Annotated in this window: 14 protein-coding genes; 10 read left to right on the forward strand and 4 right to left on the reverse strand. The window is 67.6% G+C overall.

The features are described from left to right. Nucleotides 1–10: 10 nt before the first annotated feature. A complete protein-coding gene (locus ABE483_RS13875) occupies nt 11–568 on the reverse strand; it encodes a flavin reductase family protein (RefSeq protein ID WP_346481875.1) in 558 nt (185 codons plus the stop codon). 117 nt (nt 569–685) lie between these two features. Here ABE483_RS13875 and ABE483_RS13880 point away from each other — a divergent pair, with 117 nt between their 5' ends. Genes ABE483_RS13880 through ABE483_RS13890 form a run of 3 tightly spaced genes read left to right on the forward strand, consistent with a single transcriptional unit; the run spans nt 686 to nt 2,824 of the window. After that, complete coding sequence (locus ABE483_RS13880; protein ID WP_313210006.1) at nt 686–1,051, forward strand: BlaI/MecI/CopY family transcriptional regulator; 366 nt, start codon at nt 686–688, stop codon at nt 1,049–1,051. Then, nucleotides 1,044–2,255: a TonB family protein gene (locus ABE483_RS13885; protein WP_346481876.1), complete on the forward strand. Its 1,212-nt coding sequence runs from the start codon at nt 1,044–1,046 to the stop codon at nt 2,253–2,255. Before ABE483_RS13880 ends, ABE483_RS13885 begins: the two co-directional genes overlap by 8 nt. Continuing rightward, nucleotides 2,252–2,824: a hypothetical protein gene (locus ABE483_RS13890; protein ID WP_313210010.1), complete on the forward strand. Its 573-nt coding sequence runs from the start codon at nt 2,252–2,254 to the stop codon at nt 2,822–2,824. Before ABE483_RS13885 ends, ABE483_RS13890 begins: the two co-directional genes overlap by 4 nt. A gap of 33 nt (nt 2,825–2,857) precedes the next feature. Here ABE483_RS13890 and ABE483_RS13895 read toward each other — a convergent pair whose 3' ends face one another. Continuing rightward, nucleotides 2,858–3,670 carry an MBL fold metallo-hydrolase gene (locus tag ABE483_RS13895; protein ID WP_346481877.1) on the reverse strand — a complete coding sequence of 271 codons (813 nt, stop codon included), beginning with the start codon at nt 3,668–3,670 and terminating at the stop codon, nt 2,858–2,860. 10 nt (nt 3,671–3,680) lie between these two features. Next, complete coding sequence (locus ABE483_RS13900) at nt 3,681–4,496, reverse strand: S1/P1 nuclease (protein ID WP_346481878.1); 816 nt, start codon at nt 4,494–4,496, stop codon at nt 3,681–3,683. A gap of 119 nt (nt 4,497–4,615) precedes the next feature. Here ABE483_RS13900 and ABE483_RS13905 point away from each other — a divergent pair, with 119 nt between their 5' ends. Beyond that, nucleotides 4,616–5,314 carry an aspartate/glutamate racemase family protein gene (locus tag ABE483_RS13905; RefSeq protein ID WP_346481879.1) on the forward strand — a complete coding sequence of 233 codons (699 nt, stop codon included), beginning with the start codon at nt 4,616–4,618 and terminating at the stop codon, nt 5,312–5,314. Nucleotides 5,315–5,395: 81 nt separating this feature from the next. Here the strand turns inward: ABE483_RS13905 and ABE483_RS13910 are convergent, their stop codons facing one another. Then, nucleotides 5,396–6,025 carry an OmpW family outer membrane protein gene (locus tag ABE483_RS13910; protein WP_259259304.1) on the reverse strand — a complete coding sequence of 210 codons (630 nt, stop codon included), beginning with the start codon at nt 6,023–6,025 and terminating at the stop codon, nt 5,396–5,398. 200 nt (nt 6,026–6,225) lie between these two features. Between ABE483_RS13910 and gap the strand changes: the two genes are divergently transcribed. The 6 genes from gap (at nt 6,226) to pyk (ending at nt 15,099) form a co-directional block, all read left to right on the forward strand. Next, complete coding sequence (gene gap / locus ABE483_RS13915) at nt 6,226–7,227, forward strand: type I glyceraldehyde-3-phosphate dehydrogenase (protein ID WP_121039371.1); 1,002 nt, start codon at nt 6,226–6,228, stop codon at nt 7,225–7,227. A gap of 176 nt (nt 7,228–7,403) precedes the next feature. Beyond that, complete coding sequence (locus ABE483_RS13920; protein ID WP_346481880.1) at nt 7,404–10,088, forward strand: DUF2339 domain-containing protein; 2,685 nt, start codon at nt 7,404–7,406, stop codon at nt 10,086–10,088. Then, complete coding sequence (locus ABE483_RS13925; RefSeq protein WP_346466534.1) at nt 10,085–11,446, forward strand: DUF3999 domain-containing protein; 1,362 nt, start codon at nt 10,085–10,087, stop codon at nt 11,444–11,446. Before ABE483_RS13920 ends, ABE483_RS13925 begins: the two co-directional genes overlap by 4 nt. A 159-nt stretch (nt 11,447–11,605) precedes the next feature. Beyond that, nucleotides 11,606–12,781 carry a phosphoglycerate kinase gene (locus ABE483_RS13930; protein WP_313210031.1) on the forward strand — a complete coding sequence of 392 codons (1,176 nt, stop codon included), beginning with the start codon at nt 11,606–11,608 and terminating at the stop codon, nt 12,779–12,781. After that, entirely contained in the window at nt 12,778–13,419 is a 642-nt protein-coding gene (locus tag ABE483_RS13935) for an HAD-IA family hydrolase (RefSeq protein WP_346481881.1), read from the forward strand. The genes ABE483_RS13930 and ABE483_RS13935 overlap by 4 nt, the downstream gene beginning before the upstream one ends. A 213-nt stretch (nt 13,420–13,632) precedes the next feature. Then, on the forward strand, nt 13,633–15,099 hold the full coding sequence (gene pyk / locus ABE483_RS13940) for a pyruvate kinase (RefSeq protein WP_123730337.1): 1,467 nt from the start codon (nt 13,633–13,635) through the stop codon (nt 15,097–15,099). Nucleotides 15,100–15,214: the final 115 nt, after the last annotated feature.

The raw sequence follows: 15,214 nt of genomic DNA on the forward strand, positions 1-15,214 counted from the left end.
ATGCGGGTCATTACAGCATTTCCGGTTTGAACAGACGGCGACGCGAGACTTCATCGCCGGAAAGCATGAACTGGCCATCGCCCCGGTAATGCACCGTGCGCGGCAGTTTCGGGGCGCGTGCGACATGCGCTTTGACCACCTCCCAGATGAAGAGACCGTGCTTCTTGATCTGGCTGCGGTCGGCCAGCCGGCATTCGAAACTGGCGTGGCACTGGGCGATCAAGGGGGCGGCAACCTCGCTGGCGGCCACTGCGTCCAGGCCGAAATGCGCGAACTTGTCGATCTCCGCGCCGCTGCTGTTGCCGATGCCGATCACCGTATCGAGCATCTCTGCGGTGGGTACATTGATGACGCATTCGCCACTGCGGCGGATCAACTCGAAACTGTGGTTGCCGGTGGAAATCATGGTCGCCAGGCGCGAGGGCGTGAACTCCAGCACCATGTGCCAGCCCAGCGTCATGATGTTGCGCTGGCCTTTCCAGGCCGAGCTGATCAGCACGACCGGGCCGGGTTCCAGGAAGCGGCGCACATCGTCCACTGGGTAGTCGAATTTTCGGTAGCGTCTCATCGAGGGCTCCGCGGGGCATGCGCCGATGCTGGCAGTGGCTGCATGAACCGGCTGTCGAAGGGTTGACACCCGTGCTGATTACGGGCGTAATCGAATCGTCGATTACGGATGTAAATGATGAGCCAGATCAGTGAAGCCGAAGCCGTGGTGATGGAGGTGCTGTGGCGCCACCATCCGCTGGGCGCTGATGATGTGGTGGCCGCGCTGGCCAGCCGTGACTGGGCCGAGCCCACCATCAAGACCCTGCTCAACCGGCTGCTGACCAAGGGGGCGGTCAGTGCCAGCCGCGAGGGGCGTCGCTATCTGTACTCGCCCGTGCTGCAACGGCAGGCCTGGGTGGCCGAGCAGAGCGAGGGCTTCCTGGAGCGCGTGTTCGACGGCCGCGTCGCGCCGCTGGTGGCGCATTTCAGCCAGCGCGGGGAGCTCAGCGCGCAGGACATCGCCGAACTGAAGCAACTCATCCAGGCGCTGGACCATGACTGACCTGCTCGATGGGCTGCTGCAGGCCAGCGTATGGCTGTCGGTGGCGACGCTGGTATTGGCCGCCGCCAGGCCTCTGCTGCTGCGGCTGGGGGGCGCAGCGCTGGCCTACCGCAGCTGGTGGTTGCTGCCGCTGATGCTGGTTGTCCCGTCCCTGCCGGTGCCGCCGCTGACGATCACCGAGACCGCCCCGGTGATGGTCATGGCCTCGGCGCTGCGCGCGCCTGCCGTGCCTCACGATGCCTCGCAGTGGCCGCTGCTGCTGTTGACGGTGTGGCTGCTGGGCGCGGTGGCGATGGCCGGCATCAGTTGGCGCGCGCAGCGCCGCTTCGCGCAGGCCCTGGGCGCGCTGCAGCCGCGCCAGGATGGCAGCTGGCAGGCCAGTGGCGATCCGGGTCTGCCGGCGCTGGTCGGGTTGTGGCGGCCGCGGATCGTGGTGGGCCCGGACTTCGAGCAGCGCTTCAGCCCCGCCGAGCAGGACCTGATCCTGCGTCACGAACACAGCCATCGCCGTCATGGCGATCCCTGGGCAAACGCCGCGTTGGCCCTGCTGCGCTGCGTGTTCTGGTTCCACCCGTTGCTGCCGTGGGCGGCGCGCCGCTTCCTGCGTGACCAGGAACTGGCCTGCGACGCGCGCACGGTCGATCCGCATCCGGCGCTGCGCCGGCTCTACGCCAACGCGCTGCTCAAGGCGCAGTTGGTCCACCCGGTTGCCCCGATGGCCTGCCATTGGCGCAGCCAACCGATGTTGAAGGAGCGTATTGCCATGTTGAAGGAACATAAGCGGAAGGCATTGCCGTGGTTGACCGGCCAGGTGCTGGTGGTCGGGATGTGCGTGGGGCTTTGCACGGTGGCGTGGGCGAGTCAGGGCAGTGGCGGCGTCCCCGCCAGCGGGATCGGCCAGGGCGCAGTGCTGGCCGATCGCAATGCCATCGCCCACAAGATGCCGCCGCCGTCATACCCGAAGATCGCCTTCGAGCAGAGCATCGTCGGCAAGGTCGTGGTGCGGGTGGACGTCGACGCCGAAGGCAAGGCGACCAACGTACGCGTGCTGGAGGCGACTCCGGCCGGTGTGTTCGATGAGGCGACGGTGGCTGCGGCGAAGCAATGGACCTTCGAACCGGCGATCAGAAACGGCAAGGCCGTGGCCTCGGCGCTGAAGATTCCGGTCACCTACGCCATGGATGACGAGGTGCCAACACCATGAGGCAGCCTTACGTCCCCGCACTGGCGGCGCTGTTGATGGCCGGCTGTGCCACCCATGAGACGCTTACGTCAGTGGACACGCGGGCGGAGAACGTGGGCCATCAGCGCTTGGATCCGGCCAACGGCACGGGGACTGCGCAGGTGGCGAGCTACCAGCTGAAGGCTGCCGAAGGCTACCGGATGCCGCAACTCAATGCCGGCCCGGACCCCGTGCTGGGCGATCGCGATCCGCGCAGTGAGCTTGCGCCCACGACGGTCTGTCTGCAGTTGGTCATCGATGCGCAGGGCCGCGTGGAGCGAAGTCTGCCGGTGCAGGACCGTGACGAATGCGCCGCTGGCAATGCCCCTGAGAATGCGCCGTTGTTGCAGTCCGCGCAGGATGCGGTGGCGGTCTGGCAGTACGTACCCGCAGCCGTGTGTCACTTCGCGGAGGGGAAGATTCCAGCCAATCGGGGCGATTGCAAGGATGCCACGCGCATCGAGCCTGTCCCGGTCAGCCTGCTGTATGCCTTCACCTTCGAAATCGTGAAAGGCAAGGCGACCGTGCACAGCGGGACGCGGGCGAAGTAGGGAAGCAGTGCGCCTCACCACGCGGCGCGATGCCTATCCGCCGCGAGCGGGGCCGCCCTGTATGTTCGCCTTCACCGAAGGCTCCATCAGCGTCGGTTCGGCCAGCGTGGCATCGCGCGCCTGGCGCGTGGCGACGAACGCGGCTTCGCTGATGCCGTCATGCAGGTGGATGTTGTGCGCGCGCTGCTCGCCGATCGTGGTCTGGTTGGCGACCTTGCGGCCACCGGGGCCGTAGTCGTGACAGATGAACACACGGGTCGCATCTGGCAACGAAAGCAGCCGCTGGATCGAACGGTACAGCTGCGCCGCATCACCGCCAGGGAAGTCGCAGCGTGCGGTGCCGCCGTCGGGCATGAACAGCGAGTCGCCGGTGAACAGCGCATCGCCGATCCGATAGGCGACGCTGTCGCTGGTGTGGCCCGGCACCGCGATCACCTCGGCGGCGATATCCCCGAGGGTGAAGCGCTCGCCATCGGCGAACAGATGGTCGAACTGCGAGCCATCGGTCGGTACATCCAGCGCGTACCGTGGCGCGAAGGTGCGCTGTACCTGCACGATGCCCTGGCCCATCGCCAGCGTCGCGTCCGGCCACTGGGATTTCAGCCAGCGCCCGGCGCTGACATGGTCGGCGTGGGCATGGGTGTCCAGCAGCCAGCGCACCTGCAGGCCGTGCCCGCGCACATGCGCAAGCAACGGCTGCAGCGGCCCGGCGCCGAGTGCATCGGTGTCCGGGTCGTAATCCAGCACGGGATCGATCACCGCCGCCTGCAACGTCGCCGGGTCATGCACCACGTAGCTGAAGGTATGGCTGTCCGGGTGGAAGAAACTGGCGACGTGCAATGACATGGTACTGACCTCAGCGCTTGCCCAGGGTGTCGTTGAGCAGCACCGCCAGGCGTTCGCCGGCCAGGCGCAGCTCGCGCTCGGCGACCGGGCGATAGGTCGCCGCATAGCTCGGAGCCAGCGTACGCTTGTCCGGGTAAACGCCAGGTGCAATGGCGATCCGGCAGCTGGCTTCGGCCCACTGCACGGCATCGACAGTAATGTTGGAGCGTTTGCCGAATGCGGGTTTGGGCAGCGCGAGCAGGCGCTTGAGGTACTGGTCGTCATCCAGCGTCTGCTCATTCAGCATGCCGCTGTCCCACAGCGAGTGCAGGTTGGTACCGCGGTTGTTGAACTGCACCTGGAAATCGTTGCCGCCCTTGTCGTGGCCGTAGCCGGCATGCATCGGCTGGTGGATGTCGCCGGCGAAGTGCACCACGAACTTCAGCGCCTGCGCGCGCTCTGCATCGGACTTGCTGCGGTCGCCGAGAATCGCGGTCTGTACCTTCAGCGCCTCGACCACGCAGTTGCCGTTCTTGCAGTGCTTCTGCACTTCATAGTGGCAATCGTCTTCGCCGATGTTGACGTAATGCCAGCCGGCCGAGCGCTTGCCCAGGTCCGGGTCCTCGGCGCGCAGCTGATCGGCCCAGGGGGCGATGGCGTGCAGTGTCGGGTCCGGCTCGGCGGCGAGCAGGCGGTCAACCTCGGCCTGGGTCTGCGGGGTCAGCCGGGTCTCGGCGATCCGCGCCACCAGGCGGTGGCCCTGTGCGCCCCAGGCCAGGGCATCGGTGGAAACAAAGGTGAGGGCCAGCGCGAGGGCGGTGGCCGGGAGCAGGGAAGGCATTTTCATCCGCGGCATTCTAGCGGGCTGACCGCGCGCGGGCTTGCCGGGATCTGGCCGGCTGCAGCATCCGGCGGCGTGGGCTAGTCTCGCCGGGTGCCCGCATCGGGCGGAATCCGGAGGTCCCCATGGCCCACATCGTTGGCCTGATCGGCGGCATGAGCTGGGAAAGCTCGGCCCACTATTACCGCCTGATCAACGCGCAGGTGCGCTACACCTTGGGCGGCCTGCACTCGGGCCGGATCCTGCTGTGGTCGTTCGATTTCGCCGAGATCGAGGCACTGCAGCATGCCGGCGACTGGGATACCGCCACCGAGCGGATGATCGATGCGGCCCAGCGCCTGCAGGGCGCGGGTGCGACGGCCATCGTGATCTGCACCAACACGATGCACCGCCTGGCCGACGCGGTGCAGGCGGCGATCGCGATTCCGCTGCTGCATATTGCCGATCCCACGGCAGCGGCGATCAAGGCCGCCGGGCTGCAGCGGGTGGGGTTGCTGGGCACCGCGTTCACCATGGAGCAGGATTTCTACACGGGGCGGCTCACCCAGGCGCATGGCCTGGAGGTGCTGATTCCCGAGGCCGATGACCGCGCGGCGGTGCATCGGATCATCTATGACGAGCTGGTGCAGGGGCAGGTGCTGCCGGCGTCGCGCGAGACCTACCGGGCGGCGATGCAGCGACTGGTGGACCGCGGTGCACAGGGCATCATCCTGGGCTGTACGGAGATCATGCTGCTGGTCGGCGCGCAGGATGCAACGGTGCCGGTGTTCGATACGACGACGCTGCATGCGCAGGCAGCGGGGTGGCATCTGTTGGCCGAATGAGCCCCAAAAAAAACCCCGGCCGAAGCCGGGGAAACTGTCTTGCTGCGAGGGGTGTTGCGCTTGTCAGTCCTGATCCGCCGATCAGAACTTGAACACGTAGGACACGCCGTAGGCGAGCGGGTCGATATTGACGGTGCCGATCTTTTCGCCATCGAGCTTGACCTTGCTGTCGATGTCCATCCAGCGCACATCAACGCGCAGCGAGCCCTTGTCGTTGATCGCGAAATCCAGGCCCGCATGGGCGGCCAGGCCCCAGGAGTCTTCCATCTTCAGCGTGCTGCCGGCCAGCGCGCCGCCGGTCTTCTCGCTGAAGAAGGTGGTGTAGTTGATGCCGGCGCCCAGGAACGGGGACACCTTGCCCTTGCTGTTGAAGTGATACTGCAGCGACACCACCGGCGGCAGGTGCTTGGTGCTGCCCACGTTGCCCAGGCCGGCGATGTTGATGTCGTGCTTGAACGGCAGCGCGGCCAGCAGCTCGATGCCCAGGTTGTCGGCGATGAAGTACTCCCCGGTGATGGTCGGCTTGATGTCGTTGTCGACATCGACCTTCAGCGTGCCGCCGGCCAGCGAGCCGTTGTTGGACTTCGGGGCGACCTGGTGCACGCCGGCACCGATCGTCCAGTCACCCTTGGACTGGGCCATGGCGGGGGCGGCGGCCAGCGCCAGGGCGGCGGCCAGGCTGGAGAGCAGGAGGGGGGAGGTCTTGCGCATGAGACGGTCTCGTGGCGGGTGGGAATGGCGCCAGTTTTCCCGCCTGCGCCGCTGTGCGCCTTGATCCGGATCAATCCGGGTATTTACCGTTGTAACCGGTTCCCTTTCGTCTTCCCCGGGCCGGGCCGGTTCCGGCCCTGCTAGAATGAACACCCCTTTCCATCGGCGCCGCACCGTCGCGGCTGCAGGAGCTTGTGAACATGGCAATCAAGGTTGGCATCAACGGTTTCGGTCGCATCGGGCGCAACGTGCTGCGCTCGGCCGTGCTGAACTTCGGCAATGACATCGAAATCGTCGCCATCAACGATCTGCTGGAGCCGGACTACCTGGCGTACATGCTGAAGTACGACTCCGTGCATGGCCGCTTCAAGGCCGACGTGGAAGTCTCCGGCAACGACCTGCTGGTCAACGGCAAGAAGATCCGCCTGACCCAGGAACGCGATCCGGCCAACCTGAAGTGGGACGAGGTCGGCGTGGACGTCGTCATCGAATCCACCGGCCTGTTCCTGACCAAGGAAACCGCGCAGAAGCACATCGATGCGGGCGCCAAGAAGGTGATCCTGTCGGCACCGTCGAAGGACGACACCCCGATGTTCGTGTTCGGCGTGAACGACAAGACCTACGCCGGCCAGGCGATCGTCTCCAACGCGTCGTGCACCACCAACTGCCTGGCCCCGCTGGCCAAGGTCATCAACGACAAGTGGGGCATCAAGCGTGGCCTGATGACCACCGTGCACGCAGCGACCGCCACCCAGAAGACCGTCGATGGCCCGTCCAACAAGGACTGGCGCGGTGGCCGTGGCATCCTGGAAAACATCATTCCGTCCTCCACCGGTGCGGCCAAGGCCGTCGGCGTGGTGATCCCGGAATTGAACAAGAAGTTGACCGGCATGAGCTTCCGCGTGCCGACCTCGGACGTGTCGGTGGTCGATCTGACCGTCGAGCTGGAAAAGGAAGCCACCTACGCCGAGATCTGCGCTGAAGTGAAGGCACAGAGCGAAGGCGCGCTGAAGGGCATCCTGGGCTACACCGAAGACAAGGTCGTGGCGACCGACTTCCGCGGTGAAACCCACACCTCGGTGTTCGACGCCGATGCCGGCATCGCGCTCGACAGCACCTTCGTCAAGCTGGTGTCGTGGTACGACAACGAATGGGGCTACTCCAACAAGTGCCTGGAAATGGTCAAGGTCGTCGCGGCGTAAGCCAGCGCTGCCCCTGCGTCATTCCACAGACCCCGGCCCCGTGCCGGGGTCTGTCGTTTCAGGGCGCCCGCCAGGCCTTGATCCCGCGTGTGCCGCCGATCCTTTAGCATGGCCCGCGTGCCCTGGCACTGCGCCTGCCGGGTGCAGCCGGGGCGACCTCTTGAGGATGGCCTGGAATGGAAGCTCTGATTGTCCTGCTGGTGCTGGTACTGCTGGCGATCCCGCTGCTGCTGATCGTGGCGCTGGTGATGATCGCCGGCCTGCGCCGCCGCGTGGCCGCGCTGGAGCAACGCGCGGCAGGTTCGGCCTGGGACGCCACGCCGGTGCCAGCCGAACCCGAACGGCCGCTGCGCTGGACGGATATCCAATCCGTCGACACCGTGGCCGCGCCGCTGGACGTCGGCATGCAGCCCGGGGTTAAACCGCCGGTCGAGACCGCGGATACCACGGCTGCACCCGCAGCGGCGGCCGCCATGCCGCCCCCACTGCCGTCCTCGGCGTCGATTCCCCCCAGGCCCGCGCCGCCGGTGGTGCCGGTTGAACCGCAGGACCCGGGTATCGGCGAGCGCATCGTCGGCACCCTCAAACAGTGGTTCACCGAAGGCAACGTGCCCGTCAAGATCGGCATGCTGGTGCTGCTGGCCGGTGTGGCCGCGCTGCTCAAGTACGCCAGCGACCAGGGCTGGTTGAACGCCCCGATCGAGCTGCGCCTGGCCGCCATCGCGCTGGCGGCGCTGGCCGGGCTGGTGTTCGGCTGGGTGCAGCGCGATACCCGGCGCCTGTTCGCGCTGGCGCTGCAGGGCGGGGCGATCGGCGTCCTGCTGCTGACCATCTTCGCCGCGTTCAAGCGCTACGACCTGATTCCCGCCGTGCCGGCGTTCGCGCTCAGCGTGCTGCTGATCGCCGGCATGGGCGTGCTGGCGGTGGTGCAGAACTCGCGCACGTTGGCCGTGCTCGGCATCCTGGCCGGCTTCATGGCGCCGATATGGCTGTCCACCGGCAGCGGCAACCATGTCGCGCTGTTCTCGTATTACGCGGTGCTCAATGCGGCGATCCTGGCGATTGCCTGGTGGCGACCGTGGCGCGCGCTGAACCTGCTCGGCTTTGCCTTCACCTTCGGCATCGGTACGGCCTGGGGCGTGCTCCAGTACAGCGCGGACAAGTTCGCCAGCACCGAGCCGTTCCTGCTGCTGTTCTTCGCCTTCTACCTGCTGATTCCGATCCTCTATGCGCGTCGGCAGAGCGCGGGCAAGCGCGACCTGATCGATGGCAGCCTGGTGTTCGGCACGCCGCTGATCGCGTTCTCACTGCAGGCCGGCCTGCTGCAGGACGACCGCCTGCTGCTGGCGTTGTGCTCGCTGGCACTGGCCGCGTTGTATGCGGGGCTGGCGTGGGTGCTGATCAAGCGCGAGCGCTATGCCGCGCTGGGCCAGTCGCATGCGGTGCTCGCAGTGGGCTTTGCCACGTTGGCGGTGCCGCTGGCGCTGTCCGCACGGGCCACCGCCAGCGTGTTCGCGCTGGAAGGGGCCGCCTTGGCCTGGCTGGGCCTGCGCCAGCAGCGCTGGCTGCCGCAGATCGCCGGTGCGCTGCTGACCCTGGGCGCCGCGTTCGGCTTCGTGGTCGGCGCGGACTACTGGCATCTCGATGCCACGGCCATCGCCAACCCGACCTTCATGAGCGGCCTGCTGCTGGCGCTGGCCGGTTTCGCCGCGGCCTTCAGCTATCGCCGTGCGCAGCGCGACGCACCGGCCATCGTCTACTACCTGTGGGGCCTGCTGTGGTGGCTGGGCAGTGGCACCCACGAGATACTGCGCTTCGTCGCGCACCGCAGCGAACCGGATGCGCTGCTGATCGCCGCGGCCGTCACCGGTTGGCTGGCCGCCGAGATGCATCGACGCTGGCCGGCACGCGCCCTGGTGCTCACCACGCTGGCGATGGTGCTGGCCGCGTTCCCGTTGGCGCTGTGGCAGGCGGACGTGCACGACCAACCGTTCGCCGGGTATGGCGCGCTGGCCTGGGCGGTGTTCGCGCTGCTGGGCGTGCGCAGCCTGTGGTGTCTGCGCGCGGGCGACGACCGCACGTCGCTGGCGGCGCAGTTCCTGTGGTGGTTGCTGTGGCCGTGCGTGGTGTCGCTGGCCTGCCTGTGGCTGGCCGACCGTTTCGCGCTGGCACAGGGGTGGGGCCTGGCCCTGATGCTGCTGCCGTGGCTGCTCGTCACCGCGGTGGCGCTGTTGCGCTGGCGCTGGCTGACGGTGCCGCTCGGCGAACGATTCGATCCGATGCGTACGCCGCTGCAGGGCACGTTGTTCGCGGTGCTTGGCGTGAGCTGGGCGGGCCTGTTGCTGGTCCCGGCCGGCGCTGCACCGCTGCCGTGGCTGCCACTGCTCAACCCCGTGGAACTGGCGCAGCTCGCTGTTCTGGTGCTCGCCGCGCGCTGGCTGTGGTCCACGCAGGCGCCGGAGGGCCTGCGTGCGATGCGCATACCGGTGCTGGCGATTGCCGGCTTTGTCGCCCTGACCAGCATCACCCTGCACGCCGTGCATCACTGGGGCGGGGTGCCGTGGAACGAACGCTTGTGGTCCTCGACCTTGGCCCAGACCAGCCTGACCGTGGTGTGGAGCGTGCTCGGCGTGATCAGCTGGGTGTGGGGCTCGCGCCGCGGGCAACGCGTGCTGTGGCTGGTCGGTGCGGTGTTGATGGGCGTGGTGCTGGCCAAGCTGGTGCTGATCGACCGCCAGCACCTGGGCAACCTGCTGGGCATTTCTTCTTTCATTGCTTACGGCCTGCTGTGCACGGTCGTGGGCTATCTGGCACCGGCGCCGCCGCGCGCGCCGGACCCCGCCGTGGAGCCGCAGTCTTGACGACCTTTCGCCCGCTGATCCTCCTCACCGCGCTGGCGCTTCCGGCGCTGGCCCAGGCCCAGGCCGCCGATGACCGCCAGGCCTATCGCCAGCAGTGGCCGCTGCAGCTCGCGCAGCCACAGGCCGGTGCCTACCGGCTGACGCTCGACGATGGCGTCTACCGCACCGCGGTGTCGCCACGCCTGGCCGATGTGCAGGTGTTCAATGCACAAGGTCAGGCACTGCCCTCGGCCCTGCTGGCGGCCGACCAGCCACTGGCGCAGGCCCCGCAATGGCAGACGCTGTCATGGTTCCCATTGCCGCCGATGGCCGGCACCTCTGGCGACGATCTGCAGCTGCTGACCGAGCGCAATACCGACGGCAGCGTGCGCCGGGTGGAAGCGCGGCTGGGGCGCGGTGGTGCGGCCGGGCAACCGGCCGGCTGGCTGATCGACGCCAGCGCGCTGAACACCGGCGTGCAGGCGCTGCGCCTGGACTGGCAGACACAGTCGCCACTGCAGGCGCGCGTGCGCGTGGAGATGAGCAACGATCTGCGCGATTGGCTGCGCATCGCCGACGACGTGCCGCTGGTGGATCTGCAGCACGAAGGTCGCCGGCTGCAGCAGCGCCGCATCGAGATCGCGCGCCAGGCCAAGTACTTCCGCATTCTGCCGATCGGCGCCGATGCCTTGCCGGCGCTGTCCACGGTGCAGGCCGAGCTGGCGCCGACCGCGCAGGCGATCGCGTGGCGCTGGCAGTCGCTGACCGGTACCGCTGGCAAGCCCGGTGAATTCGAGTATCAGCTGGACGGGCGCTTCCCGATCGCGCAGGCCGATATCGCCACTGCCGACAACAGCGTGGTGCAGTGGACGCTGTTGAGCCGCGACGATGCCGATCAGCCGTGGCAGGTGCGCGCCGGCCCGTGGGTGGCCTACCAGCTGCAGGACGCCGCCGACCGTCGCCAATCGCAGACCCAGCCGCTGACGCGCAGCACGCGCGACCGTTACTGGAAACTGATCGCGGGCCAGCCGCAGTCGATGCCGGCGCCAACGCTCAAGCTCGGTTACCAGCCCGAAACGCTGGTGTTCCTCAGCCAGGGCGAGCCGCCGTATGCGGTGGCCGCCGGCAGCGTGCGCGCCGAGCGCCAGGACGCGCCGGTCGCCACCGTGATCGCCCAACTGCGCGAACAGCATGGCGCGCAGTGGCAGCCGGCGCAGGCCACCGTGCAGGGTGCACCGGAAGTGCTCGCCGGCGATGCCGCAGTGGCTCCGCAGCGCGACTGGAAACAGTGGCTGCTGTGGGCGCTGCTGGTGATCGGCGTGCTGATCGTCGGCGGGTTCGCGGTCAGCCTGCTGCGTCAGCCAAACCGGAACGGGTAGGTACCGACCGTTGGTCGGTACGGCATGTCCGCGTGCGACGACCAACGGTCGCCGCCTACCTCCGTCCCGCTCATGGATTTGCGATGCACCCGCGCAGCCGGGACAATGATCGTCTGCGCCGCACGGCGCCCTTCCTTCTCCAGAGCCAAAGAGTTGCTTATGTCCATCGTTCGCATGACCGACCTCGATCTCTCCGGCAAGCGCGTGCTGATCCGCCAGGATCTGAACGTGCCGATCGACAACGGCCAGATCACCTCCGAGCAGCGCATCACCGCCTCGCTGCCGACGCTGAAGCTGGCGCTGGAGAAGGGCGCCGCCGTGATGGTGACCTCGCACCTGGGACGTCCGAAGGAAGGCGTGTGGAGTGAAGCCGACTCGCTGGCCCCGGTGGCGCTGCGCCTGTCGCAGCTGCTGGGGGTCGAGGTGCCGCTGGTGCGTGATTGGGTCGATGGCGTGGACGTCGCGCCCGGTTCCATCGTGCTGCTGGAAAACTGCCGCATGAATGTCGGCGAAGGCAAGGACGATGAAGCGCTGGCGAAGAAGTACGCCGCGCTGTGCGATGTGTTCGTCATGGATGCCTTCGGCACCGCGCACCGCGCGCAGGCCTCCACCCACGGCGTGATCCGCTTCGCTCCGGTCGCCGCTGGCGGTCCGCTGCTGATGGCCGAACTGGACGCGCTGGCCAAGGCGCTGCTCGCGCCCGCCCAGCCGCTGCTGGCGATCGTGGCCGGCAGCAAGGTCAGCACCAAGCTCGAACTGCTCTCCAGCCTGGTCGGCAAGGTCGACCAGCTGATCGTCGGCGGTGGCATCGCCAACACCTTCATCGCGGCGGCCGGTTACTCGGTCGGCAAGTCGCTGTATGAGCCGGACCTGCTGGACACCGCGAAGAAGATCGTGGCCGATGCCAAGGCGCGTGGCGCCGACATCCCGCTGCCGACCGACGTGGTCGTGGCCAAGCAGTTCCTGCCGGACGCCGAAGCCACGGTGAAGGCTGTCGCCGACGTGGCCGAGGATGACCTGATCCTGGATATCGGCCCGGAGACGGCCCAGCACTACGCTGGCCTGATCGCCAAGGCCGGCACCGTGGTCTGGAACGGCCCGGTCGGCGTGTTCGAATTCGAAGCCTTCAGCCATGGCACCGAAGCGCTGGCCCGTGCCATCGCGGCCTCGCCGGCGTTCTCGATCGCCGGGGGCGGCGACACCCTGGCCGCGGTCGACAAGTACGACATCGCGGGCCAGGTGAGCTACATCTCCACCGGTGGCGGCGCGTTCCTGGAGTTCCTGGAAGGCAAGACCCTGCCGGCCGTCGCCGCGCTGGAGGCCCGCGGCTCGTGAGCCGCGATGTGCTGTTCTTCGATCTCGACGGCACGCTGATCGATTCGGCCGTCGGGATCACCGGGTGCGTGGCGCATGCGCTCACGCAGATGGGCCAACCGGTCCCGCCGCAGGCCCAGCTGCGGCGCTGGATCGGGCCGTCGCTGCGCACCAGTTTCGCGCCGTTGTTCAACGATCCAGCCGACGTCGAACAGGCGGTGACGTATTACCGCGAGCGCTTCGACGTGGTCGGCTGGCGCGAGCATGAGGTCTACCCGCGGATCGGCCAGGTCGTGCAGACCTTGAAGGATCGCGGCCATCGGCTGGCGATCGTCACCGCCAAGAACGAGCCGCACGCGCGTCGCATCGTCGAGCACCTGCCGTTCGGCGACTGCTTCGAGGACGTGATCGGGGCCACCCCGGATGGCAGCCGCAGCGAGAAGCCGCAGCTGGTGGCCGAGGCCCTGCGCCGGCTGTCGCTGACCCCGGCGCAGTGCTGGATGATCGGCGACCGGCGCATGGATATCGAAGGGGCGCGTCATCACGGACTGCGCAATATCGGCGTGTTGTGGGGCTTCGGCGGTGCCGAAGAGCTCACGGCGGCCGGGGCGGCGCACCTCGCGCAGGCACCGGACGACCTGCTCACCCTGATCGATTGAGGGGCGCGGCGGCGATCCGTACGCCGCCGCATGTCCTGCGCAAAGCCCCGCCGCGATTGGCGCTGGCCGCCGGGCGGTCAAACGACTGTCCGCGCGGTCGTCTCGGGCTGTCTGCAGGACAACGGCGAAACCCAAGCGTGCCAGCGGTGTAATCGTATTCATGGGACGTGATGGGTGTGCTAATTTCACTCCTTTAACGGGAGCCCATTAACCATGATTGAGCGTCAGCGTCGCACCAAGATCCTTGCCACCCTCGGACCGGCGACCGACCCGCCGGGCGTGCTGGAGGATCTCTTCCGCGCCGGCGTGAACGTGGTTCGCCTCAACTTCAGTCACGGTGACCCCTCTGGCCAGGCCAAGCGCGCTGCCGATGTGCGCGCCGCCGCCGCCCGCGTGGGCGTGGAAGTGGGCATCCTGGCCGATCTGCCGGGCCCGAAGATCCGTATCGAGCGTTTCGCCGAAGGCAAGATCAAGCTCAAGGCGGGCGACCGCTTCGACCTGGTCGCCTCGGCCACCCCGCCGCCGGGCGACACCACCCAGGTCGGCGTGAGCTACCTCGGTCTGCCGCAGGACGTGGTGGCCGGTGACGTGCTGCTGCTCGACGATGGCCTGATGCAGCTGCAGGTGATCGAAGTGCAGGGCGAGCGCATCATCAACACGGTGCTCAACGATGGCGTGCTGTCCGACCGCAAGGGCCTGAACAAGCAGGGCGGTGGCCTGTCGCTGGGCGCGCTGACCGAGCGCGACAAAGAACTGATCGGCATCGTGGCCAAGATCGGCGTGGATTTCATCGCCGTCTCCTTCTGCCGCAACGCGCAGGACATGAACGACGCGCGCGAGATCGCCGAGTCGCACGGCTGCTACGCCGCGCTGGTCTCCAAGATCGAGCGCACCGAAGCGATCGAGAACCTCGAAGAGATCGTCGACGCCAGTGACGTGGTCATGGTCGCGCGTGGCGATCTGGGCGTGGAAATCGGCGATGCCGAACTGCCGGGCCTGCAGAAGAAGATCATCAAGGCCTCGCTGGCGCAGAACAAGGTGGTGATCACCGCCACCCAGATGCTGCAGTCGATGGTCGAAAGCCCGATCCCGACCCGCGCCGAAGTGCTGGACGTGGCCAACTCGGTCATCGACGGTACCGATGCGGTGATGCTCTCGGCCGAAACCGCCGCTGGCATGTACCCGGTCAAGGCGGTCGAAGCGATGGCGCGTATCTGCCTCGGTGCCGAACGCCAGTTCCAGACCGAGACCGACTTCGGTGCCTCGCCGCGCAACCTGGAACGTGCCGACCAGGCGATCGCCATGGCCACCATGTTCCTGTCCCAGCACGTAGGCGTGCGCGCGATCGTGGCGATGACCGAATCCGGTGGCACCGCGCGTTACCTGTCGCGCTTCCGTGCCTCGGCACCGGTGTTCGCGGTGACCCGCCATGACGGCGCCCGCCGCCAGATGGCGCTGATGCGCGATGTGTTCCCGATCAACTTCGACAGCCGCGGCCTGACCCCGCGCGAAGCCGCGCGCGGCAGCATCCGCCTGCTGTTCGAAGCGAACCAGCTGCAGAGCGGCGACCGCGTCGTCTTCACCAGCGGTGAGCACATGGAAACCCATGGCGCCACCAACACGCTGCGCCTGCTGGAAGTGGGCGAAGACGGCCGTGCGAGCGGCCTGGGCGAACTCTAACCGACCCACCCCGCAAGACCCGGACCCGCGTGGCCTCACGGCCGCGCGGGTTCGTCGTTTCAGATGGAATCGTTTCCAGATTCCGTGGACGGTCAGTTCACGGGAGGCGGGGTCT

Origin of the sequence: Stenotrophomonas sp. TWI602 (assembly GCF_039674045.1) — a bacterium.
Taxonomy (GTDB): Bacteria; Pseudomonadota; Gammaproteobacteria; order Xanthomonadales; family Xanthomonadaceae; genus Stenotrophomonas.

Excerpts from the sequence above, each read along its gene's own strand:
- ABE483_RS13910 (WP_259259304.1), bottom strand. The coding sequence starts at position 6,025 with ATGCGCAAGACCTCCCCCCTCCTGCTCTCCAGCCTGGCCGCCGCCCTG.
- ABE483_RS13875 (WP_346481875.1), bottom strand. The coding sequence starts at position 568 with ATGAGACGCTACCGAAAATTCGACTACCCAGTGGACGATGTGCGCCGC.
- ABE483_RS13895 (WP_346481877.1), bottom strand. The coding sequence starts at position 3,670 with ATGTCATTGCACGTCGCCAGTTTCTTCCACCCGGACAGCCATACCTTC.
- ABE483_RS13930 (WP_313210031.1), top strand. The coding sequence starts at position 11,606 with ATGTCCATCGTTCGCATGACCGACCTCGATCTCTCCGGCAAGCGCGTG.
- ABE483_RS13890 (WP_313210010.1), top strand. The coding sequence starts at position 2,252 with ATGAGGCAGCCTTACGTCCCCGCACTGGCGGCGCTGTTGATGGCCGGC.
- ABE483_RS13900 (WP_346481878.1), bottom strand. The coding sequence starts at position 4,496 with ATGAAAATGCCTTCCCTGCTCCCGGCCACCGCCCTCGCGCTGGCCCTC.
- ABE483_RS13885 (WP_346481876.1), top strand. The coding sequence starts at position 1,044 with ATGACTGACCTGCTCGATGGGCTGCTGCAGGCCAGCGTATGGCTGTCG.
- pyk (WP_123730337.1), top strand. The coding sequence starts at position 13,633 with ATGATTGAGCGTCAGCGTCGCACCAAGATCCTTGCCACCCTCGGACCG.
- gap (WP_121039371.1), top strand. The coding sequence starts at position 6,226 with ATGGCAATCAAGGTTGGCATCAACGGTTTCGGTCGCATCGGGCGCAAC.
- ABE483_RS13880 (WP_313210006.1), top strand. The coding sequence starts at position 686 with ATGAGCCAGATCAGTGAAGCCGAAGCCGTGGTGATGGAGGTGCTGTGG.
- ABE483_RS13920 (WP_346481880.1), top strand. The coding sequence starts at position 7,404 with ATGGAAGCTCTGATTGTCCTGCTGGTGCTGGTACTGCTGGCGATCCCG.
- ABE483_RS13905 (WP_346481879.1), top strand. The coding sequence starts at position 4,616 with ATGGCCCACATCGTTGGCCTGATCGGCGGCATGAGCTGGGAAAGCTCG.